We start from the raw sequence: 15,477 nt of genomic DNA on the forward strand, positions 1-15,477 counted from the left end.
GCCAGGTGCGGCTGGGGCAGGTGCTGCCACGTCAGACGCGGATCCGGTAGCCGCGCTTGACCACCGTTTCGATGAGCTTGCCGTCGGGAAGCGCGGACCGCAGCCTGCTGACGGTCATGTCCAGCGCGTGCACGGAACCGCGCAGCTCCAGCAGGTCGGACAGCGACTCCCGCGACAGGACGGCACCGCCGGCGCCGAGCAGTGCGCGCAGGAGCAGCAGGGGAGCAGGCGCCAGTTCCACCTGCTGGCCGTCGATGCGCAGGCTGCGCCCGCGGAGCTCGATGTTTCCGGAGCGGGTATCCAGCCGCCGGACATGGTTCAGCGCCAGGTGCTCGCAGACCAGCCGGATGAGGGCACCCATCCGGAACCGCTCGGGAATCAGCGGCGTCACGCCGGCGTCCAGGAGCGGCTGGGCCGTGACGGGGCCCACCACGGCGGTGGTCACGTTCAGTTTCAGGCTTTCCACCAGCTGCTTGTAGAGGCCCATCTCATGGGCCGTGCTCCACATCGCGTCCACTGCGGGGGCGCTGGTGAAGGTCAGCACGTCCAGGTTGCCGCTGCAGGCCGCTTCGATCAGCCGCGGCAGCTTGTCCTCGCCGTCGGGCTTTACCCAGCGGTAGGGCGTGACGGTCAGGACGGTGGCGCCGGACATCCGCAGCCGTTCGATCTGCCGGACGTCGGTGTAGCCGTGCAGCTGCATGGCCACGGTCTTGCCGCGGACGCCTTCGGTGAGCAGCATGTCCACCAGGGTGGACGTGGTTTCGTCGCTGCTGATGCCGACGTCGGCAAGACCCGCGGCGCGCACGGCGCCGCGGGCTTTGGGTCCCCGGACGAACATGCGGCAGCTGCCCAGCGTTTCGAGCAGTTCGTCGCCGATCCCGAAGGAGTCCGCGGCCTCGCACCACCGGCGCATGCCGTAGGCGGTGGTTGCGATGCACAGGTCCGGCTTGGCGGCGATGATGGCTTTGGTGTCCTCGATGAGGCGCATATCCTCCTGGACGGGGGCAATCTTCAGGGCAGGCGCGTGCAGCACCTCGGCGCCCCGGCGTTCAAGGGCCTCGATGAGGTCCCGCGAGCGGCGGTCCGAGGTTACGCCGATGCGGAAACCCTCCAGCGGCGACTCGGCGGCGTCCGTGGCTTCCTCGGCCTGGGGTACTTCGGGCCGCAGCTGTTCAGCCGGTGCAAGTGCAGTCATGGGGGTCAATCCTTTCATGATCCCAGCAGCGAGGCCGCCAGCCTGTCCAGGTCCGCGGCGGCTCCGGCGTGACCGCGGTTGGCTTCGGCCACCCGGACCACCTCGCCGATGACCAGCACTGCGGGATTGCTGCAGCCGGCAGCGGCGGAGGCGATGGTGCCCAGGTCCGCGATGGTGGTGCGCTGTCCGGGCCGGTAGCCGCGTTCCACCACGGCCATTGGCATGTCCGGCCGCATGCCCGCGCGGCGCAGGCCTGCCGCCAGCTGGTGGAGGGTGCCGATACCCATCAGCACCACGATGGTGCCGCCCAGCCCTGCCAGGTGGTGGTGTTCCTTCTCCGTGAGCGGGGCGTGCCCGGAAACCACCGTGAACATGTGGCTCACTTCCCGGTGGGTCACGGGGATTCCTGCCGCTGCCGGTACGGAGATGGCGCTGGTGACGCCCGAGACCACCTGGACCTTGACGCCCGCCGCCACGCAGGCCGCGACTTCCTCGCCGCCGCGGCCGAAGACGTACGGGTCCCCGCCCTTGAGCCGGACCACGTTGTTGCCGGCCAGCGCGCTTTCCACCATCAGCTTCTCGATGTCGGACTGGCTGACCTTGTGGTGCCCCGGCTTCTTTCCGACGTCGACGAGTTCCGCGGACGTCAGCATTGGCAGCTCCTGGTACGGCGCCAGGCGGTCGTAGAAGACGACGTCGGCATCGCGCAGAGCCTTGACGGCGGCGACGGTGAGCAGGTCGCCGGTGCCGGGGCCGCCGCCCACCAGGGTGACGTGCCCGGCGGGGCCGGCGGCGGGTTCCGCGGCAACCGGGATGCCCGCCGTGCGGCAGCGGTCCAGGAACGCGGCCCAGCCCGGCTGTCCGTCGTCGACGGCGGCCACCAGGAACAGCTGCTCCGGCAGTTCGGCGACGGTGGCGCTGCCGGGGGTGGCACGACGGTGGACGACGGCGCCCGCGGCCTGGTACCGCCGCACCGCCTGCCGCGCAGCGGCCGGGTTGCCGGTCACCAGGACGTTCCGGCCCGTGAGGTCGACACTGAGCTGCATGGCTATGCCTCGTTTCCGATGGTTTCCGGCGCGGCGGGGCGGACCGGGATGGAAGCGCCGATCAGGACCTTGCCCTTTTCCTCGGCGGTGGCGGGGCGCATCTGGCCGCGCTCGTCCGGGACAAAGGTGATGGAGTCGTCCTTCTGGTCGGGGGCGTTGACGAAGGAACGGAACCGGCGGAGCCGCTCCGGGTCCTTGAGGGTGTCCGCCCACTCATCCACGTAGGTGTCCACATGCTTGGCCATGGCGGCTTCAAGGTCCGCCGCGATGCCCAGGGTGTCCTTGACCACCACGTCCTCGACGTGCTTGATGCCGCCGTCGAGTTCTTCCTGCCACCGGGCCGTGCGCTGCAGCCGGTCCGCCGTGCGGATGTAGTACATGAAGTAGCGGTCGATGTACTTGATCAGGGTTTCGTCGTCCAGGTCCTTGGCCAGGAGCTGCGCGTGGGCCGGGGTGGCTCCGCCGTTGCCGCCGACGTACAGGTTCCAGCCGTCCGCCGTCGCGATCACGCCGACGTCCTTGCCGCGGGCCTCGGCGCATTCGCGGGCGCAGCCAGAGACGCCCATCTTCAGCTTGTGCGGGCTGCGCAGGCCGCGGTAGCGCAGTTCCAGCTTGATGGCCATGGCCACCGAGTCCTGGACGCCGAAGCGGCACCAGGTGGAACCGACGCAGGACTTCACCGTGCGCAGGCTCTTGCCGTAGGCCTGCCCCGACTCGAACCCGGCGTCCACCAGTTCCTTCCAGATCTCCGGGAGCTGCTCCAGCCGCGCCCCGAACATATCGATCCGCTGGCCGCCGGTGATCTTGGTGTACAGGCCGTACTTCTCCGCGACAGCCGCGATGACGCCAAGCTTCTTCGGCGTGATCTCGCCGCCGGCGATGCGGGGCACCACCGAGTAGGTGCCATCCTTCTGCATGTTGGCCAGGGCGCGGTCGTTGGTGTCCTGGAGGGTGCCGCGTCCGGCGTCGAGCACGTAGGCGCTGTTCTGGCTGGCCAGGATGTTGGCGATGGTGGGCTTGCAGATGTCGCAGCCGGCCCCGGTGCCGTACTTGGCCATGATTTCCTCGAAGGAGGTCAGCTCCAGGACCCGGATGGCGTCGAACAGTTCCTGGCGGGACAGTTCGATGTGCTCGCAGAGGGCCTTGGAGACCTCCACGCCGGACTTGGTCAGCTCGGTCTCCAGCAGCTTCTTCAGCATCGGCACGCATGACCCGCACTGGGTGCCCGCCCGGGTGCAGCCCTTCAGCTCGCCCAGTTCCTGGACCGGCGCATTGCCCTCGCAGGCGCCGCAGCCGTTGATGGCGTCGCGGATGCTGCCGGCGGTGACGTTGTTGCAGGAGCAGAGCGTGGCGTCGTCCGGAAGTTCCGTCTCGGGAGCCTCGCCGCCGCCTGCCGCGCTGAGGAACGCGCCCGGCTCGGCGGGCAGTTCGCGGCCCAGCAGCGGCCGGAGGCTCATGTAGGGGGATGCGTCGCCGACGAAGATGCCGCCCAGCAGGGTCTTCGCGTCGTCGGTGGTGACGATCTTCTGGTAGACGCCGCGTGCCGGGTCCGCGTAGACGATCTCGAGGGCGTGCTCGGTCCGGGCGAAGGCGTCCCCGAAGCTGGCGACGTCAACGCCGGAGAGCTTCAGCTTGGTGGCGGTGTCGAAGCCGGGGAAGGTGGCGTCGCCGCCGTGCAGCCGGTCCGCCACGATCTCGGCCATGGTGTTCGCCGGAGCCACCAGGCCCAGGCACATGCCGCCGAAATTGGCTACCTCACCGATGGCCCAGATGCCCGGCACCTCCGTGGCACAGTAGTCGTTGATCACCACGCCGCCGCGCTGGCCCAGGCTGAAGAGCTGCTCCTCGCCGTCCGCGGCACGGAACAGCTCGTCGCGCGGCCGGACACCGACGGCGACAATCACCAGGTCTGCCGGGATGATGCGTTCGTCAGCCATGAGCACGCCGGTGACCTGGCCGTCGTCGTCCGTCACGATCTCCGAAGGGAACACGCCGCCATGGACTTCGAAGCCCTTGGCCTCGATCAGCCGGCCCAAAGCCTGGCCTGCGCCTTCGTCCAACTGGGTGTTCATAAGCCAGGGGGCGCCGTTGATGACCACGGGAGTGGCGCCGAGCTGCTCGGTGCCGGCGGCCGATTCAAGCCCCAGGAGGCCGCCACCGATGGTCACGGCGTTGATCTTGCGGCCGAGCTTTTCGGTGAGTTCGGCGATGGCCTTGTTGATCGCCCAGACATCCTCCAGCGTGCGGTAGACGTGGGCGTGCCCGGCACCGGGGATGGGCAGGCGGACGGCGTCCGAGCCCGTGGCCACCACCAGTTCGTCATATTCGTAGGCGTTCCCGGCGGCGGTTTCCACCGTCTTGGCCGCCGCATTGATCCTGACCACGCGTTCGCCCGTCTTCAGGTCCAGCGAAGCGTGGTCCCACATGGACGCCATCCCCAGGGTGAGGTCCACCCCGGTATCGGTGAGGGCCTTGGAGAGCGCCACCCGGTCGTAGGGGAGGTGGGCTTCCTCGGTGAGGACCGTGACATGCCAGCCATCGAGGCCGCGGGCATGCATGGCGTCCGCAAAACGGTGGGCCGCGGGGCCGCCGCCGGCAACGACGATGCGGCGCGGAGTCTCTGAGCTTGAAGTCTGTTCGGTCACTGTGGGCCTTTCGCATGGGCCGCAGACGGTGCTCTGCAGCTTGTGCCTCCAGCCTAGGGAGGGGCAGTTTCGCCTCAGTTTCCCAATTGTTTCGTCAACTTAACTTCTGCATCACGAACGCATTTCCGCCCGCGTTAGGTCTCTTTTACGCGCCGGACACATTCACCGCACCCGGTTGAAACACCCGGAACCTAGCGTGGGACACGGCCGCAAAAGCTGCCGCTGCAACGACAACAGGCACAGGGAAAGGAGCCGGACATGACGGCAACACTGGAACTTGGGGCGCTCGCCGCCGAATCTGACCTCGCCGGATCCGGAACCGGCTGGCACCGTGTCTGCACGGTGGATGACCTCGAACCCGCCTGGGGCGAGGCCGCCCTGGTGGCAGGCCGCCAGGTGGCCCTGTTCCGCACCGGCCCCAGCGAAGTCTTCGCCGTGGCGCATGAGGACCCCGCCACGGGAGCCCACGTCATGGCCCGGGGCATCCTCGGGTCCAAGGGCACCCGCCCCACCATCGCTTCGCCGCTGCACAAGGAGGTCTACGACCTTGAATCCGGCGAATGCTTCAGCACCCCCGGGCTGCGGCTGGCAGTGTTCAGCACCCGGGTCATCGACGGGTTCGTCGAGGTGGAACTCTAGGACTTTCCCGCACATGGAAAGGGGCGCCGGGCTTTCAAAATGCCCGGCGCCCTCCTTGTGCTTAAGGACCGGCTACAGCCCCAGCGCCTCGCTGATGTCTTGCAGGACCTCATCGAGCGACGCACGGGCCGCCTGGCGCGCTGCGGGCAGTTCGGCCGCCGTGCCCACCTGGTGGATGACTTCGAGGTAGCACTTGAGTTTCGGTTCCGTGCCGCTCGGCCGGATGATCACCCGGGTCAGGTTGCGGGTGACGTAGAGCAGGCCCTCGGTGGGCGGAAGCTGGCCGCTGCCTTCGGCGAGGTCCGTGAAGACTTCCACCGCAGACTGTCCGAATGATTCGGGCGGTGAGACCCGCAGGCGGTTCATCATGGCGTCCAGCAAGCCCAGGTCCGCCACCCGGATGCTCAGCTGGTCGCTGGCGTGCAGGCCGTGCTGAAGGTACAGCTCGTCCAGGGTGTCGAAGACCGTCCTGCCGGCGGCCTTGGCCGTGGCCGCGAGTTCGGCAATCAGGACCGCGGCGGAGATGCCGTCCTTGTCCTTCACCAGGTCCGGCGCAACACAGTACCCCAGGGCCTCCTCGTACCCGTAGACCAGGCCGGGGACGCGGGAGATCCACTTGAATCCGGTGAGGGTTTCCTCATGGGCGAAGCCGGCCGCGGCGGCAATCCGTGCCAGCAGCCGTGAGGAAACGATCGAATTGGCGAAAACACCGGGGCTGTCCGCATCTGTGCCCGCGGCAGGGCCGTCGGCAAGCCGGGCAGCCATGTGGGCACCCAGCAGTGAACCCACTTCGTCGCCCCGGAGCATCCGCCAGGCGCCGGTGCCGGGGTCCTTCGCCGCCACCGCAGCCCTGTCCGCATCGGGGTCGTTGGCGATGACGAGGTCGGCGTCCAGCTTTGCGGCCGCTTCCAGGGCAAGGTCCAGCGCGCCCGGTTCCTCCGGGTTGGGGAAATTGACCGTGGGGAAATCGGGGTCCGGTTCGGCTTGTTCGGCCACCACGGTGACATCCGTGAAACCTGCCGAGCGCAGGACGTCGAGCGCCGTCCCGCCGCCCACGCCGTGCAGGGGCGTCAGGACGATCCGCAGGTCCCGCGCGGGGAACCGGTCCGGCATGGCGAGGGCCGCCGTCGCCCGCTCGTATTCCGCTGCCAGCGAGCCGTCCAGGACAGTCCACCCGTCCGTGGCCAGCGCGATGGATTCCAGCGGTCCCACGGCACTGATCCGGGCCGCGATTTCTGCGTCGTAGGGCGCCACGATCTGGGCGCCCTCGCCGTCCGGGGCAACCGCGTGCCGGCCCAGGTAGACCTTGTATCCGTTGTCCTGCGGCGGATTGTGGCTGGCCGTGACCATGACGCCGCCGTCGCAGTCCAGGGCGCGGACGGCGTACGCCAGCAGGGGAGTGGGCAGGGCTTCTGGCAGCAGGAAAGTCTCGATGCCGGCGGCGGTGAAGATGGCGGCCGTTTCCAGTGCGAAGACGTCCGAGTTATGCCGGGCGTCATAGCCGACGACGGCGCGGGGCCGGGTTCCCGAAGCAGCCCTGCCCGCGGCGTCAACCAGGAAGGCGGCGAGGCCGGCAGCGGCGCGGCGCACCACCACGCGGTTCATCCGGTTGGGCCCGGGACCCAGTGCGGCCCGCAGCCCGGCGGTGCCGAACTGCAGGGTGCCGCGGAAGCTGTCTTCCAGTTCCTGCCGCGCCGCGGGATCGCCGTCCCCTGCCAGGCGCACCAGCTCAAGGAGCGATGCCTTGGTGGCGGGGTCCGGGTCCTGGGCGGCCCACTCACGGGCCTCGGCGAGCAGGCGAAGTTCGGCATCGGCAGTCGTCATGGGCATAACGCTATCGTCATTGCCCGCCCATGCGATGCACCCGGGGGCCGCGACCGGGTTAGAGCCGGGCGATGATGTCGGCCAGCAGCCGGGAGATGCGCGGCCCTGCCGCCTGCCCGGATTCGAGCACTTCCTGGTGGCTGAGCGGCTGGGGGCTGATGCCGGCCGCAAGGTTGGTGACCAGCGAAATGCCGAACACCTCCATGCCCGCATGCCGCGCTGCGATGGCCTCCAGCGCCGTCGACATGCCGATGAGGTCCGCGCCGATCCGCTTTGCGTACTGCACCTCGGCCGGCGTCTCATAGTGCGGGCCGGGGAACTGTGCGTACACGCCCTCGTCCAGGGTGGGATCCACCTCGCGGGCCAGGTTCCGGATCCTGGCGGAGTACAGGTCCGTCAGGTCCACGAAGGTGGCGCCCTCCAGCGGGGACGCAGCGGTGAGGTTGATGTGGTCGCTGATCAGCACCGGGGTGCCGGGGGCCCAGGTCTCGTTGAGTCCGCCGCAGCCGTTGGTGAGGACCAGGGTGCTGCACCCGGCCGCTGCGGCTGTCCGAATACCGTGCACCACGGCGCGGACACCCTTGCCCTCGTAGTAGTGGGTGCGGGCACCCAGGACCAGGGCCCGATTTCCGTCCTTGGTCAGTACAGACCGGATGGTGCCCACGTGGCCTTCCACGGCGGGGGCGTGGAAGCCGGGCACTTCGTCGGCGGACAAGGTGGCGGTGGTCTCACCGATCAGGTCGGCGGCTTCGCCCCACCCGGAGCCGAGGACCAGGGCGGTGTCGTGGCGGTCCACGCCTGTCTCCTCGGCGATGTAGTCCGCGGCGGCGCGGGCGGCGGCGAACGGGTCCGTGTTCAGGAAGTCTGTAGTACTCACCAGTACAAGTTATCCTGCCGGCCCTGTTGCGTCCGTCACGGCTGACCCGGAAAGCGCCCGGAATTCTTGGTGGTCAGGCGGAAATGGACGAGAATGGATGACTGTGACTACGCATCCAGATTTCAGTTCCCCCCGGATCGCAATCCTGGGAGGTGGTCCCGGCGGATATGAAGCTGCCATGGTGGCCGCCTCGCTGGGGGCGACGGTCACGATCATCGAGCGCGCCGGGCTCGGCGGCTCGGCCGTGCTGACCGACGTCGTTCCGTCCAAGACCCTCATTGCCACGGCAGACCTGATGACCCGGGTTGCCGAAGCCGGCGAGCTGGGCGTCAAGTTCGACGTCGACGGCGGGGACTTCGTTCCGGTGATGCGCGCCGACCTCAAGCACATCAACGACCGCCTCCTCAACCTGGCCCGCAACCAGTCCCAGGACATCCGCGACGGACTGGAGAAGCAGGGCGTGCGGATCATCACCGGATCCGGCCGGCTGCTGGACAGCCACACCATCGAGGTCCTGACCGTGGACGGCACTGAGACGGTCGAGGCTGACACCATCCTGCTGGCCGTGGGCGCCCACCCCCGCGAGCTGGATACCGCCCGCCCGGACGGGGAGCGGATCCTGAACTGGACCCAGATCTACAACCTGGACGAACTGCCCGAAGAACTCATCGTGGTGGGTTCCGGCGTGACCGGCGCCGAATTCGCCTCCGCCTACAACGGCCTCGGCTCCAAGGTCACCCTGGTGTCCAGCCGCGACCGCGTCCTGCCCGGCTCGGACGTCGACGCCGCCGTGGTACTGGAGGAAGTCTTCGAACGCCGCGGCGTCCGCGTCCTCTCCCGCTCCCGCGCCCAGAGCGTGGAACGCACGGACGACGGCGTCGTCGTAACCCTCGCCGACGGCTCCACCGTGACCGGCAGCCACTGCCTGCTGTGCCTGGGCTCCATCCCCAACACCGCCGGCATCGGCCTCGAGGAAGCCGGGGTGGCCGTCAGCGACAGCGGCCACATCAAGGTCGACGGTGTCTCCCGCACCACGGCGCCCAACATTTACGCCGCCGGTGACTGCACCGGCGTCCTGCCCCTGGCATCGGTGGCCGCCATGCAGGGCAGGATCGCGGTGGCACACTTCATGGGCGACGGCGTCACCCCGCTCAAGCTCCACCAGGTGGCGTCCAACATCTTCACCTCGCCCGAAATCGCGAATGTCGGCGTGTCCGAGGCCGAGATCGAGTCCGGCAAGTACCAGGCCGATGTCATCAAGCTCTCCCTGCGCAGCAACGCCCGCGCCAAGATGCGCAACGCCAAGGATGGGTTCGTCAAGATCTTCGCCCGCAAGGGCTCCGGAACCGTGATCGGCGGCGTGGTGGTGGGCCCCAACGCTTCCGAGCTCATCTTCCCGATCTCCATCGCGGTCAAGCAGAAGCTGCACGTGGACGACGTCGCCAGCACCTTCACCGTCTACCCGTCGCTGACCGGATCCATTTCCGAGGCAGCCCGCCGCCTGCACGTCCATATGTAGGACTTCCGCAGCCGGCAGCGGTTTGGGAGGCTGGACCGCTGCACGGGCATCTGCCTAGACTCGGACGAGGTATGGCCGGGACTTCATAGCGAAGTTCCCGGCCGTTCCTTTACCAGCAGTCGACGGTAGGAGAAGCGCATGGAATTGCAGGACGTGAAATGGAACGACCAGGCGCGGGAGAAGATCCTGCTGGACGCTGACCGGGCGCTGCAGGAAGCGGTCCAGGAAGCGGCCTCCTCCCTGTCGGGGTCAGACAAGGACCAGGTCTACAAGTTCCTGTTCGAGAAGCTGAAGGACCAGTTCGTGGACTTCCAGCCCGGGCCGGACCTGACCAAGTATGCCGAGGCGGTGGCCGGCGGGGAACTTGATTCCGGGTCCCAGGCCTAGCAGGCCAGTGGGCCGGCACCGAAGTGCCGGCCCAGCGGTCGTTCAGAAGCCCTCCACCGCCCGTCAGGCCGCCGTTACGACCTGAAAGTGCCGCTCGATCAGGCCCTTGATGTCCTCATGGCAGCCGCCGCAGCCGGTGCCGGCGCGGGTGGCCCTGGACACCTCCGGCACGGTGGAGCAGCCATCGGCCACCGCTGCGGTGATGGTGGAACCGCTGACCCCGGCACACCGGCAGACCGTGCCGGCGGGATCGGCAGGCCCCGCCGCCTGCGGCTGGTCCGGTCCGTCCAGGCGCAGCAGCAGCGACCGGTCGGCCGGCAGTTCTGCGCCCCGTTCGAAGAGTCCCACCAGTTCCGCCGCGGTGCGGGGCATGCCCACGGCCACCAGGCCTTCCAGGACGCCCCCGCGCGTGGTCATTTTGACGTAGCGGCCATGTTCGGGATCGGACCACTGGGCCACCTGCAGCCGCGGCCGGCCCTGGGCGGCGCCTGCCGTGAGGGCGTCCTCGTCCCACGGATCGGCGGAGTTGTCGCCGGCCACGGCCATGTTCAGGCCGCGGGCTTTCAGGACGATCACGCCGGGCTGTTCCGCCGGCAGTTCCGGCAGGACTTCGGCGTCGTCGACGGCGCCGGCGGCGAGCAGGGTCAGGTACTCCGCCAGCCATTCAGCCTGGCGCCAGCCGGGACCCACCAGCCCGGCTGGACCCTTGGCGTTGCGGCACGCCGCGCAGTCCGGGGCCGGGCAGCGTACCTCGGCGCAGTCGCCGATGGCGAAGATATGCGGCTCATGGTGCGCCCGCAGCCGGTGGTCCACCAGGATCCCGGCGCCGGTGGAAAGCCCGCAGCCTTCGGCCAGTTCCGTGCGGGGACGGACGCCGCACGAGATGACCAGCAGGTCCCCGTCGATCGCCGAACCGTCGTCAAGAAGCAAAGCCGAAAATCCGCCGTCGGGCCCGTTGTGCTCAACGCCTGTTGAACGCGCGTTTCCAGCCATCCGGACGCCGCAGCGGCGCAGCCCCGCAGCCAGGACGGCTCCGCCGCCACGGTCGATGTTGCGTCCCAGCGGGTGCGGGCCGTTGTGGACCACCGTCACGGTGGCGCCCTCCTCGGCCGCGGCGAGGGCTGTTTCCAGGCCCAGGACGCCGCCGCCCAGCACCACGACGCGCTTGCCGCCGTCCACCGCCCGCCGGAGCACGTCGGCATCGCGAAGGTCCCGCAGTGCCGTCACGCCCGCCGGCAGGACCGGGGAGGCTGGGTCCGGGTTGATGCCCGTGAGGTTGGGGATGACCGGCCGCGAGCCGGTGGCGAACACCAGCCGGTCGTAGTGGACGGAGTCGCCACTGGACAGGAGCACCTGCTGGCGGGCGCGGTCCACGCGCCGGACGCGGACGCCCAGCCGGACGTCGACGCCCTCAGCCACCAGGCCGGCCGCATCCGAGAGGGCCAGCGCCTCCGCGGTGGTCCGGCCTACGCCGAGGTCCGCCACCAGGACCCGGTTGTAGGCGGCTTCGGCTTCCTCGCCCACGACGGCCAGCCGGACCTCCCCGCTGCGTACAGCGGGCAGGAGTTCGTCCACAAGCCTGGCGGCTACGGGACCGAATCCCACAATGACAATCTGCTCGCTCATCTGGCCTCCGTCGTTTGCAAAATGCGGGCGGAACCGGGCGCCGGCACGGGCCGGACCCACACGGTGTTCAGTTTGAACTCGGGCATCCCGGAGACGGGGTCGGTGGCCGCCTCGGTCAGCCGGTTGGCGCTTTCGGCGCCCGGGAAGTGGAAGGGCAGGAAGACCGTCTCGGGGCGGATGGCAGTGCTGAGCTCAGCCCGGCACACCACTTCTCCGCGCCCGTTGGCCACCGACACCAGGGAACCGTCGGCGATGCCCATGGCCTCCGCTGCCGCCGGGTGGAGTTGTGCCATTGCTTCCGGCCGGGCCGCGAGGAGTTCGGCCACCCGCCGGGTCTGGGCACCGGACTGGTAGTGCTCCAGCAGGCGGCCCGTGATGAGGTTCATGGTCCGGCCCCCGGGCTGGGGGCCGGTCCCGGGAGTACGACGGCGGCGGGGCACCACCGGGACCAGCACCGCCTTGCCGTCGGGGTGCGCGAAGCCATCCTGGAACAGCCGGGGCGTGCCGGTGCTGCCGGCGGGGTACGGCCAGTAGGCCGCCTCGCCGCGGTCCAGCATGGCGTAGTCGATGCCGGAGTAGTCGGCCAGGCCTCCCGCCGAGGCACGGCGCAGTTCCTCGAAGACAGTCTCCGGGTCCTCGCTGTAGGTGGATGGGGCCGCCAGGCGCTCCGCGAGGCGGGCCATGATCCACAGTTCGCTCCGGGCACCGGCGGGTGGGGAGATGGCGCGGCGGCGGCGCAGGACGCGTCCCTCCAGGTTGGTCAGGGTGCCGTCCTCTTCGGCCCACTGCAGCACGGGGAGGATGAGGTCCGCTTCCGCGGCGGTCTCGGACATGAAGAAGTCGCATACCACCAGGAAGTCCAGGCTCCGCAGGCCCGCGATCACGGCGTTGGCATCGGGTGCTGCCACGGCAATGTTGGAGGCGTGCACGAAAAGGCACCGGACGCCGTCGGGCTGTCCCAGCGACTTCAGCAACTGGACGGCAGGCAGGCCCGGTCCCGGGATCGTCTCCTCGGGAACGCCCCAGACCGCCGCGACGTGGGCGCGGGCGGCGGGATCGGTGATCTTGCGATATCCGGGCAGCTGGTCCGCCTTCTGGCCGTGCTCGCGGCCGCCCTGGCCGTTGCCCTGGCCGGTGAGGGTGCCGTATCCGCTGCGCGCCGAACCGGGCAGGCCCAGGAGGAGGCTGAGGTTGATGGCCGCGGTGGCCGTGTCCGTGCCGTCCACGTGTTGTTCCACGCCGCGGCCGGTGAGGATGTAGCTGCCGCCCTTCCGGGCCCCGGCGGCAAGCATGCGGGCGGTCTCCCGGATCAGGTCTGCCGGGACGCCGGTAAGGGACTGCACCCGTTCCGGCCAGAAGGAGTTGACGCTGCGGACCACGGCGCTGTAGCCCGAGGTGCGTTCCCCGATGAAGGCCGTGTCCACCAGGTTTTCGTGGATGACCACGTGGGAGAGGCCCAGCAGGAGCGGAAGGTCGGTGCCGGGAAGCGGCTGGAGGTGGAGGCCGCCGCCGTCGGCGGTAAAGGCTGCCGTGGCGGAGCGGCGGGGATCCACCACGATCAGGCCGCCGGCATCGCGGGCACCCTGGAGGTGCTGCACGAACGGCGGCATGGTCTCGGCAACGTTGGAGCCAAGCATCAGGATGGTGCTGGCGGTGTCCAGGGCTTCCAGCGGGAACGGCAGGCCGCGGTCCACACCGAAGGCGCGCATCCCTGCTGCGGCGGCGGAGGACATGCAGAACCGGCCGTTGTAGTCGATGCGTGAGGTGCCCAGGGCCAGGCGCGCGAATTTGCCGAGTTGGTAGGCCTTTTCGTTGGTGAGGCCGCCGCCGCCAAACACCCCGACGGCGTCCGCGCCGTAGCTCGCTCTGGCATCCTTGACTGCCGCGGCGGCAAGGTCCAGGGCCTGGTCCCAGCCGATGGGGCGGTGGACGCCGTCGGCGCCCTTCAGCAGCGGCTCAGTGATGCGGCCGGCGTGGTTCAGGAGCGAGGGGGAGGTCCAGCCTTTGCGGCACAGGCCGCCGCGGTTGGTGGGGAAGTCGCGGCCGGCTACTTCCAGGACGGCACGGGCCCCGGGTGCAGCAGGTGCGGGACCTGGCCCCGGCTGTGCAGCCGGGGCCAGGTCCGCCGGGGACGTGAGCGTCATGGCGCACTGCAGGGCGCAGTAGGGGCAGTGCGTGGCGGCGCTGGTGGTCATGTTAGACGTGTCCCATCGCGTTCCGGCCGGCGTTGCGGATGTAGCAGGTCCAGCAGACCAACAGCATCAGGACGTAAGCGCCGACGAATCCGTAGAAAGCCGGGGTGTAGGAGCCGCTGGCGGCGCTGGAGGCGTTCAGGACCTGGGGGATCACGAAGCCGCCGTAGGCGCCGATCGCGGAGATGAGGCCGAGGGCCGAGGAGGCCAGGCGCTGCGTGGCCACCGTGCTTGCGCCCTTGCGGGCAGCCCGGCTGGAGGTGGCGAAGATGACCGGGATCATCCGGTACGTGGCGCCGTTGCCGAAGCCGCTGGCGGTGAAGAGCAGCAGGAAGAGGACCAGGAAGAGCACGAAGTTCTTCAGGGGCAGGGTCCAGATCATGGTCAGCGTGATGACGGCCATCGAGGCGAAAGCGGCCACCGTCATCCGGGCCCCGCCCATGCGGTCCGCCATGCGTCCGCCGTAGGGGCGGGCCAGCGAGCCGACCAGGGGGCCGAGGAACGCCAGGGACAGGGCCACGGTACCGACGGCGATGGAGGAGAACGCCGGGAAGTAGTCCTTGATGAGCTTGGGGAAGACCCCGGCGAAGCCGATGAACGAGCCGAACGTCCCGATGTACAGCAGTGCCATGACCCACAGGTGCGGTTCCTTGAGCGCCGCCACCGAGCCGGCCACGTCTCCCTTGGCGCTGGTGAGGTTGTTCATGTACTTGAAGGCGCCGAACGCGGCCAGCAGGATGAGCGGAACCCACATCCAGCCGGCCATGGGAAGGTTGACGGTGCCGGCGGCCAGCAGGGTGATGACGATGGGCACGGCAAGCTGGGCGACGGCGGCACCCAGGTTTCCGCCCGCGGCATTCAGGCCGAGCGCCCAGCCCTTTTCCCTGGCCGGGTAGAAGAAGGTGATGTTGGCCATGGAGCTGGCGAAGTTGCCGCCGCCGAAGCCTGCCAGGGCTGCCACCAGGAGCATGACGCCGAATGGCGTTTCCGGGTTGGAGACGCACAGGGCCAGTCCGGTGGAGGGAATCAGGAGAAGCAGGGCGGACACGATGGTCCAGTTCCTGCCGCCGAAGCGCGGGACCATGAAGGTGTAGGGGATGCGGAGGGTGGCACCCACCAGGCTGGGCATGGAGATCAGCCAGAAGATCTCCGAGGTGGAGAAGGTGAAGCCTGCGGCGGGGAGCTGGACCACCACGATAGACCACAGCTGCCACACCACGAAGCCGAGGAACTCGGCGAAGATGGACCAGTTCAGGTTCCGGCGGGCGATGGCGCGGCCGGCGGTCTCCCACTGCTCCTTGTTCTCGGCATCCCAGTTGGCGATCCAGCGGCCGGGGCGGAATTCAAGGGCAGGGGCGTCTGTGGCGCGGGTAGGGCCGGGCTGTACGCCGGCATCGACGGTGCGGTCAACAGTCACGGGGTGCCTCCTTTGGGGGGATGTTGTTCCTCCAAGGTAGGTACGGCGCGTTTCGAGGACGGGCGATCTTTGTTTCCGCGCTGTGACTTTTGCCTATCCGCCCGGCGGCG

At 69.2% G+C, this 15,477-nt stretch carries 11 protein-coding genes; 3 read left to right on the forward strand and 8 right to left on the reverse strand.

From position 1 onward, the window contains the following. Positions 1–31: 31 nt before the first annotated feature. Genes PUN71_RS08580 through nirB form a run of 3 tightly spaced genes read right to left on the reverse strand, consistent with a single transcriptional unit; the run spans position 32 to position 4,886 of the window. The gene (locus tag PUN71_RS08580; RefSeq protein ID WP_277798055.1) at positions 32–1,195 is read right to left on the reverse strand and encodes a uroporphyrinogen-III synthase; all 1,164 of its coding nucleotides are present in this window, start codon (positions 1,193–1,195) and stop codon (positions 32–34) included. 14 nt (positions 1,196–1,209) lie between these two features. After that, the gene (cobA, locus tag PUN71_RS08585; RefSeq protein WP_277798056.1) at positions 1,210–2,241 is read right to left on the reverse strand and encodes a uroporphyrinogen-III C-methyltransferase; all 1,032 of its coding nucleotides are present in this window, start codon (positions 2,239–2,241) and stop codon (positions 1,210–1,212) included. A gap of 2 nt (positions 2,242–2,243) precedes the next feature. Next, positions 2,244–4,886, reverse strand: coding sequence for a nitrite reductase large subunit NirB (gene nirB, locus PUN71_RS08590; RefSeq protein ID WP_277798057.1), 2,643 nt, complete (start codon positions 4,884–4,886; stop codon positions 2,244–2,246). A gap of 258 nt (positions 4,887–5,144) precedes the next feature. Here nirB and nirD point away from each other — a divergent pair, with 258 nt between their 5' ends. After that, positions 5,145–5,525: a nitrite reductase small subunit NirD gene (gene nirD, locus PUN71_RS08595; RefSeq protein ID WP_043454897.1), complete on the forward strand. Its 381-nt coding sequence runs from the start codon at positions 5,145–5,147 to the stop codon at positions 5,523–5,525. A gap of 72 nt (positions 5,526–5,597) precedes the next feature. Here nirD and PUN71_RS08600 read toward each other — a convergent pair whose 3' ends face one another. Continuing rightward, the gene (locus tag PUN71_RS08600; RefSeq protein ID WP_277798058.1) at positions 5,598–7,349 is read right to left on the reverse strand and encodes a phospho-sugar mutase; all 1,752 of its coding nucleotides are present in this window, start codon (positions 7,347–7,349) and stop codon (positions 5,598–5,600) included. A 58-nt stretch (positions 7,350–7,407) separates the two neighbouring features. Continuing rightward, complete coding sequence (locus PUN71_RS08605) at positions 7,408–8,226, reverse strand: purine-nucleoside phosphorylase (protein ID WP_277798059.1); 819 nt, start codon at positions 8,224–8,226, stop codon at positions 7,408–7,410. A 103-nt stretch (positions 8,227–8,329) separates the two neighbouring features. Between PUN71_RS08605 and PUN71_RS08610 the strand changes: the two genes are divergently transcribed. Both PUN71_RS08610 and PUN71_RS08615 read left to right on the forward strand, forming a co-directional pair. Beyond that, complete coding sequence (locus tag PUN71_RS08610; RefSeq protein ID WP_277798060.1) at positions 8,330–9,745, forward strand: NAD(P)H-quinone dehydrogenase; 1,416 nt, start codon at positions 8,330–8,332, stop codon at positions 9,743–9,745. A 138-nt stretch (positions 9,746–9,883) separates the two neighbouring features. After that, a complete protein-coding gene (locus PUN71_RS08615) occupies positions 9,884–10,132 on the forward strand; it encodes a hypothetical protein (protein ID WP_043454891.1) in 249 nt (82 codons plus the stop codon). Positions 10,133–10,195: 63 nt separating this feature from the next. Here PUN71_RS08615 and PUN71_RS08620 read toward each other — a convergent pair whose 3' ends face one another. From PUN71_RS08620 to PUN71_RS08630, 3 genes are read right to left on the reverse strand one after another with little or no spacing between them, the layout of a single operon-like run. Continuing rightward, positions 10,196–11,758 carry an FAD-dependent oxidoreductase gene (locus PUN71_RS08620; RefSeq protein WP_277798061.1) on the reverse strand — a complete coding sequence of 521 codons (1,563 nt, stop codon included), beginning with the start codon at positions 11,756–11,758 and terminating at the stop codon, positions 10,196–10,198. Then, the gene (locus tag PUN71_RS08625) at positions 11,755–13,953 is read right to left on the reverse strand and encodes a molybdopterin oxidoreductase family protein (RefSeq protein ID WP_277798062.1); all 2,199 of its coding nucleotides are present in this window, start codon (positions 13,951–13,953) and stop codon (positions 11,755–11,757) included. Before PUN71_RS08625 ends, PUN71_RS08620 begins: the two co-directional genes overlap by 4 nt. Before the next feature lies 1 nt (position 13,954). Further along, complete coding sequence (locus tag PUN71_RS08630; RefSeq protein WP_043454887.1) at positions 13,955–15,367, reverse strand: MFS transporter; 1,413 nt, start codon at positions 15,365–15,367, stop codon at positions 13,955–13,957. Positions 15,368–15,477 lie beyond the last annotated feature (110 nt).

It is taken from the genome of Arthrobacter sp. NQ7, assembly GCF_029581595.2.
In the GTDB taxonomy this organism is placed as follows: domain Bacteria; phylum Actinomycetota; class Actinomycetes; order Actinomycetales; family Micrococcaceae; genus Arthrobacter; species Arthrobacter phenanthrenivorans_B.